The sequence below is a fragment of the Companilactobacillus furfuricola genome (genome assembly GCF_003946325.1).
Classification (GTDB): Bacteria; Bacillota; Bacilli; order Lactobacillales; family Lactobacillaceae; genus Companilactobacillus; species Companilactobacillus furfuricola.
In genome coordinates, this window is the sequence record NZ_RHNT01000030.1 from 20,208 (window position 1) to 27,053 (window position 6,846).

The 6,846-nt window shown below is 40.4% G+C and carries 6 protein-coding genes; 2 read left to right on the forward strand and 4 right to left on the reverse strand.

Annotated features, from left to right (window positions below; translation table 11 throughout):
• Window positions 1-162 precede the first annotated feature (162 nt).
• Window positions 163-1,398 carry an MBL fold metallo-hydrolase gene (locus EKM78_RS08475; protein WP_125771285.1) on the forward strand — a complete coding sequence of 412 codons (1,236 nt, stop codon included), beginning with the start codon at window positions 163-165 and terminating at the stop codon, window positions 1,396-1,398.
• On the opposite strand, the gene EKM78_RS08480 is transcribed toward EKM78_RS08475, so the two are convergent.
• Window positions 1,399-2,574, reverse strand: a complete 1,176-nt coding sequence (locus EKM78_RS08480; protein WP_125771287.1) for a CynX/NimT family MFS transporter — start codon at window positions 2,572-2,574, stop codon at window positions 1,399-1,401.
• Window positions 2,575-3,351: 777 nt separating this feature from the next.
• On the opposite strand from EKM78_RS08480, the gene EKM78_RS08485 reads away from it, so the two are divergent.
• Entirely contained in the window at window positions 3,352-3,777 is a 426-nt protein-coding gene (locus tag EKM78_RS08485) for a CopY/TcrY family copper transport repressor (RefSeq protein ID WP_125771289.1), read from the forward strand.
• 219 nt (window positions 3,778-3,996) lie between these two features.
• On the opposite strand, the gene EKM78_RS08490 is transcribed toward EKM78_RS08485, so the two are convergent.
• From EKM78_RS08490 to EKM78_RS08500, 3 genes are all read right to left on the reverse strand, one after another.
• Entirely contained in the window at window positions 3,997-4,323 is a 327-nt protein-coding gene (locus EKM78_RS08490) for an AzlD domain-containing protein (RefSeq protein WP_125771291.1), read from the reverse strand.
• Window positions 4,310-5,017: an AzlC family ABC transporter permease gene (locus EKM78_RS08495; RefSeq protein WP_125771293.1), complete on the reverse strand. Its 708-nt coding sequence runs from the start codon at window positions 5,015-5,017 to the stop codon at window positions 4,310-4,312. Before EKM78_RS08495 ends, EKM78_RS08490 begins: the two co-directional genes overlap by 14 nt.
• 153 nt (window positions 5,018-5,170) lie before the next feature.
• A complete protein-coding gene (locus EKM78_RS08500; RefSeq protein WP_125771296.1) occupies window positions 5,171-6,388 on the reverse strand; it encodes an MFS transporter in 1,218 nt (405 codons plus the stop codon).
• Between the last annotated feature and the right edge of the window lie 458 nt (window positions 6,389-6,846).

Genomic DNA, 6,846 nt, shown 5'->3' on the forward strand with positions numbered 1-6,846 from the left:
GAAAATTTTCAAATTGTAATTGCTTTTGCAATTTTCTTAGGTCATAATACATATAAAAACTAGACAAAATCGATATTTGTTCGGAAATAGCATTAATAATAAATTGATAATATAAAATAACTAATGAATATCGTTAAAATGTCGAACAAATTGGAGAAATTAATGACCTCTGTTAAATTTTTAAATGGATCTCATAATGTTCAAGGAAATATCGTGGCTTTTTACACGAAGACCTCAAGGGTGATCGTGGATTTTGGTATGGTCGGCGGTTTCAAAGAAGATCAAGTTTCCAAGTTGATCAAGTCTCATTTGTTACCGGATTTACCTGATTTATTTTTGAACAGGAAATCGCAATTTCAACATCAGGCAATTATTTTAACTCAGGTCAATGTCGACAATTTGATGGCGGCTGTTTATTTAAATTCATCGATCGAGATCTATGTTTCGAAAAAAGGTTACCGTCTGTATTTATCGCTGTTGCAAAATGGTTTGATCCAACCGATCGATGCTAATGTCATAGAGATGCCCCATGAACTTTTAGTCGGCGATTTGTTCATTCGCGGATTTGCCAGTGATTGCGGTGTGATGGGGAGTCAGTCGTTATTGATCAGTGATGGAGCGCATTGTTTCGGCGTTTCAGGGGATGTCAGGATCAATGGTCCACATCGAGATAAGGCCTTCCATTGGATCCGTAAATTCCGCAAGAAAAATCTCGATCTGTTTTTGTTCGATTCGACAGCTTACTCATTTTCCAAGGATTGTGACTTATTCAATATTGATGAATCAGCGCTGATCCATCAGTTTTCCGACCTGCTAACTCAACGTCGTGACTTGATCGTTATTAACGTCGACCCCTCCAATGTTGACCGACTCAAATCGATCTGTAAGAAGAGCCATCATTATGGTAGAAAAGTTGTCCTCGAACAAGCTTATGCCAAGGTGTTGCATGAATCTTTCCCGAAGGTCGACATCTGTGTTTTGAAGGAAACTTTGGGCAACAAAAAAACGACCCCAAATGGACTTGAGGTCGTCTCTTTAGACGATATTGTGCGCCATCCTCGCAACTACGTCTTACAAAATAGTTTTGACAATATCGGCTTTTTAAAAAAATTGAAACCTGGTATTTACTTACATAGCAATGGTTTTCCTGTTATTAGTTTAAATCGTGATTTTGAGTATTTGCGTGATAAATTGTATCAATCGAAATTTCAATATTTGGAGTTTGGTGCTAGTGGTCACGCGTCGATCCAGGACGTTAATTTCTTGGTCGAAGCGGTCAATGCTAAGCAGACGGTGCCATGGCATTCCTATCTTCCTGAATTAGCGGTCAAATCGATGCAAGATCTAAATATGAAATTCATCGTGCCTGATAGTAATAAGAAATTGATATTTAAATAACTATTCAGCAATCGGTTTGTGACGATTGATGATGATACCAGTGACTACAAGGATGATCGAGAATCCTGTTAACAAGAACATTGTGATCGTCCAAGTATTGGTGATGTCGTTGATGAAGCCAAAGAGTACCGGTCCAAAAGCGGCCAATAAATAACCAGCCGATTGGGCCATACCGGATACTTCAGCGGTTTGATAAGGGTTGGTCGTCTTGTTAGTGAAGTAGTAAATTGCTTCGTTAAAGGCGATACCAGAACCAAAGCCAGTCAAGGCAGCGAAGACTACTAAGATCCAAGTTGTCTTGATGTCGAGCAAGAGCATCAGTGGACCGAAGACGTAGCCGATGATCAAGAATGTATTCAAGAAACGGCGACCGTTAACTTTTGAAGCATACATTGGTACGATAAATGAACAAGGAAGACCGGCGATTTGAAGCACGGTCAAAATATTACTGGCAGTGACGTTGGCGACACCGTGACTGACTAGTAGCGCCGGAGTCCAAGTCAATAGTGAATAGTAAACTAGGGACTGTAATCCGAAGTAGACGGTGATATACCAACCGACTGGCTGATTCCAAACGGTGCGGTAATTTGGTTTTTCAACGCCTTCTTCGACTTTGTCGATCGTATTGGATTTTAGATTTGGGATCCAGAAGATCAAGGCTACGATAGCTAGTGCCGATAAGATGGCTAAAGTGGCGCTCAAACTGATATGATCGATGAATATACCTGATAAGGCTGTCCCAATGGCACCGATAGTTAACATGGCACCGGTGTAAAGTCCCGAACCTAGTGGTATTTTGGTTGGTAAGTGGTCTTTGATCATGGCTGGTACTAAGACGTTTCCACTATCGATACCGATACCGACGAGGGTGGTACCGATGAATAAGGCCCACACGGTCGGGATTATCCGCAGGTAACTTCCTGAGATCAAGATGATGAAGAAGACGAATACAGTCAGTTCATTACCAAATTTTTTGGCGATTTTGACGATTATCGGTGAGAAGATAGCAAAGGCTATTAGTGGGATCGATGTGATCAAACCGATTAACGAACTTGGTACTCCTAGGTTCTTTTCGATCGTCTTTAGTAATGGTGGAATTATGGTGATTGGTAGACGTAAGTTGGCGGCAATCAGCATCATGCTGATCAAAAACCAACTTTGATTCTTATTTTTCAAAAGTTGCTCCCCCTAGAATTCAATAGCTTCATTATATGATAAAATTGTTTATCGCAAAAGTGTTCAGTTTATGATCGATCTTTCATAGATGTAAGAGAGCTATGGCAGACAGAGGAGTTTTGCTTGGGGCACGTTTTGTTAGTTTGTTTGGTTAGCTGGGGTGGAGGTGGTAGTTTGGTTGTACGTTCAATGCCGACTCCGGTGCCTGGGGATACATTAAAGGAACGTAAGTGCTAACGCACTTGCGCAACCGGTTATGGTGGTGGCTACGCCACCGAACAACTAGGGTCGGGAACGTACCCGACGCGATTTTGAGCTACCTGGGGAGTTCGCCCAGGCATCTCAAAACTCGGTCTTTCTCTAAGCTCTTTCGTCGCCAAGAGAAATTTGGGTACTGAGGTCTGTATCCCCGGGCCCCTCCGTCTAAATAGAGTCAATATCCCCCCCCTGGGTTGAGATTTACCGATTTATTTTGTGTAAATTGGCACTTTTTGCTCGTCCTATTTCACACATGTCTATCTCAGGCTTTTGTTTGGTTGGTAAGTTCAAAGCAAGATCAAATGCAAGTTCAGGTTCAAGTTCAGGCACAAGTACAAGTTCAAGATCCCTGTCAGATTTGATTTTTAGATGGTTGTTTAGGACTTGGTTTATTTTATTGATTCATTTTGATTTTATAGTTTGCTTGATTTGAATGTTAACTTTATTTTTTAGGTGGATTGGTTCTTTTTTTTTGATTTATCGGCTAGACTAGTGTTAATGGATAATCGAGGTAATTTTATGGATAATGTTAAGGATATTAATATTACTACGGCTGAATGGAGGATTATGCGTGTTATCTGGACTTTGGGTTCAGCTACTTCTCGGGAATTGATCGATATTTTGGGGGAGTCGATGGACTGGAAGCCTGCTACTATTAAGACTTTGTTGCGCCGGTTGGTTGATAAGGATATTGTTGCTACTACTAAGCAGGGGAATAAGTTTATTTATACTGCTAAGATGCAAGAGACTGATACGATCGAGCTTACTACTAAACAGTTTTTTGATCAATTGTGTGCTCGTAAGGTTGGGACTGCGATTGCTTCTTTGGTTGATGAATCTGAGCTGACGGCTGAGGATATTGATAAGATCAAGAATGCTTTGGACAAGAAACAGCCGGTTGAAGAAATTAAATGTAATTGTTTGCCGGATAATTGTAATTGCTAAAAATTAAATTATAAGTAGATATATTAATTGCAATAAATTAAATTTATTGTTATATATTCTGACTATTTTCTTATATTTACTAATAGTATATGGTAATATGAAACTTGGCTTCCGGTCAGAGGGCTAGGATTAAAGGCTTGCCCCTTTTTTCTATCTCATTTGATATCTGACTAAAAAAATCACCCATTGGGTGATTTTTTTTTGAAATGAACTACGTTCTTATATGAAATACCGTACAACTGCCAGCGAGATGATGCCGACGATAACGATAACTAATAAACTTTTTGAAATGATGGCACTGAATACAGTAGGAACTGATGCTATTAGATTTGGAAAGTCGATCGTGGGTAAGTGGCCGAGATGTTGATGGAATAAGTTTTCAAACCATAGGGCAGACATAATTACGATCGGGACGAAGCTTAGAAATTCAATTACTCTAGGTGATAATTTAACTTTTCGTAATACCCAGAATGGTAAGACACGTGAGAGCCAGGTGGCTAGTCCACAACCTACGATGGTCATAAGTACGAAATTAAAAGAAAGCATGTTTTAGTATCACCCCTAACAAGCAAGCAACGATGGTCACTACTAGGATCAAAAGGTTACTTGGGATAAAAATTAGACCGATGTACATCAAGACTAAGACAATACCGATCATTATCAGCTGTAAGTTCAAGTTGAGCGCTTTGTCACTGATTAATTGCAGATACAATAATCCGATGAACATGGCGATTAAGGCAAAGTCTAATCCCCATTTTTCCGGATCACCGATCAGATTGCCGATCAGTGCGCCACCCAAGGTTGAGATCGCCCAAGTTGCATATGCCAATAAATTGGCGGTATTGAACCATTCAAAATTTAGCTGGCCGTTGGTATAGTTTTGCTTGCTCATGCTTAAAGCAAAGCTTTCATCAGTCAATAAAGTTCCGATGAGAATATTTTTAAATAATGATTCATTTTTAAAATAACGAGCTACAGTCGTGCTCATTAAGATCATTCTTGAATTGACCAAAAAGACGGAGAATACAATGGTGATGAAGGGTGCATGGGCGGCTAATAAACCAACCATGACGAATTGAGCGGACCCGGAATAAGTTATTAGTGATGCTAACAAGACCTCGATGGTGTTTAATCCAGAAGCTTTGCCGACTACCCCAAAAGCGATACCGATGCCGATGTAGCCGAAGACAGTTGGCAATGTATCTTTGACCGCAGTTTTTGTGTCTAGTATATCGTCCAAGTTGATTCCCCCCTCTTTTCGGATGATTTATCTTAAAATATTAATCATTTGATTAAAAAAGTCAAATCTTATTTTGAAGCTTTTTTCACCAAAAAAAGACCTTAGAAATACAGCAATTATGCTGTTAATTCTAAGGTCTTTTTATGAATTCAATTAAAATTGGCGATAATTTTTTTGTCTGAGATTGCTGATAGAAAGCATGGCGATCAAACTAATGATGTATAAAGTAGAAATAAAGATCATAACAGTCATCACGTTGTGGTTGTCGAGGATCCAGCCAATCACCAAGCTGGAGAATCCACCGATGCAACGTCCGGTATTCATAATAACGTTGTTGGCGGTAGCTCTGATCTCAGTTGGATAGAGGTGGCTGACGACTGCTCCGTAGCCCGCAAACATTCCGTTTGAGAAGTAACCGACGACTGCACCAACGACGATCAGTGATGCCATATTAGTTGGTAAGGTTAAAACATAAACGCCGATGGCTGAGAATACTAAGAAAATACCGAAAGCCAGGCGTGGTCCCAATTTATCGAGGATCATACCGAAGGTAAACATTCCGGCACACATTCCTAAAATGGTAGCAATCATCCATGTGGAACTGGAAACGGTCAAGTTTAGCTGTTTTTGCATGATCGTTGGTAACCAGTTCATTAAACCGAAGTAGCCAGCGATTTGAACGATGGCCATGATCATTAAAGCGACGGTTTGATAAGCAATTTTTGGTGTTTCGAATAATTCTTTGATACTTCCATTTTTTTCATTAGAGGACTTGATGAAACTGTCACTTTCTTTTAAGTGACGACGAATGAAGAAGATGATGAAAACGGGGATGACACCAAATAAGAAGAGTGCATGCCAACCGAGAGTTGGGATGATTAAGGCTGCCAAGACAGTGGCAACGATAGCACCCATTTGTCCTGCCATGCCGACCCATGATGAAATACGACCTAGTTTACTCTTCGAAAAGCTTTCGGCAAGGACAGTCATTCCGATTCCGTACTCACCACCGCCACCGATACCGGCAAGGAATCGGCAGATATAGACGGTTGTTAAATTGTTAGCGAAGTACATGGCACCTGTCGCTACGGCAAAGATAAAAATCGTGTAAGTGAAGGTTTTGATTCTTCCGACACGATCGGCTAAAATTCCAAAAAAAATACCACCTATTAACATACCGATGTTAGTAATTGTCGAGATCATTCCCGCTTGCGTTCCGGTTAGGCCTAGTTGTGCGATGATGGAAGATAGGGCAAATGACAAGAACATTATGTCCATGTTTTCCAATCCAAATCCGGCCGTTGTGGAAGCAACTACTTTTTTCTGGTAGCTATCTAGATGGTTTGATTGTGGTTCTGCTGCTAGTTTCATTAAATTGTCCTCCAAAATTGATGCTCACGGGCATCATTTATTTTGATTCTTTAATTATGTTAGCAGATGGGCGGGGGAGATTCAATGATATTGTGAATCATTTTGCTAGTTATAGATGTAAGTGAGCTATGGCAGACAGAGGTGTTTTATTTTGCTTGTTATAGATGTAAGTGAGCCATGGCAGACAGAAGCGTTTTATTTTGCTGGAGGTTGATAGTTTGTTTGGTTAGCTGGGATGGAGGTAGTATTTTGGTGCTACGTTCAATGCCGACTCCGGGGCCCGGGGATACAGACGCTGGAACGTACCCGACGCGATTTTGAGCTACCTGGGAAATTCGCCCAGGCATCTCAAAACTCGGTCTTCCTCTAAGCTCCTTCGTCGGTTCTCGTCGTGGTTTGGTTATTTTGATGCATTTATTTAAGAAGAGGCTTATATACTCAATGCCAATTTTCATGAG

Coding starts and splice junctions, on each gene's coding strand:
- EKM78_RS08485 (WP_125771289.1), top strand. CDS start 3,352: ATGGATAATGTTAAGGATATTAATATTACTACGGCTGAATGGAGGATT.
- EKM78_RS08500 (WP_125771296.1), bottom strand. CDS start 6,388: ATGAAACTAGCAGCAGAACCACAATCAAACCATCTAGATAGCTACCAG.
- EKM78_RS08475 (WP_125771285.1), top strand. CDS start 163: ATGACCTCTGTTAAATTTTTAAATGGATCTCATAATGTTCAAGGAAAT.
- EKM78_RS08490 (WP_125771291.1), bottom strand. CDS start 4,323: ATGCTTTCTTTTAATTTCGTACTTATGACCATCGTAGGTTGTGGACTA.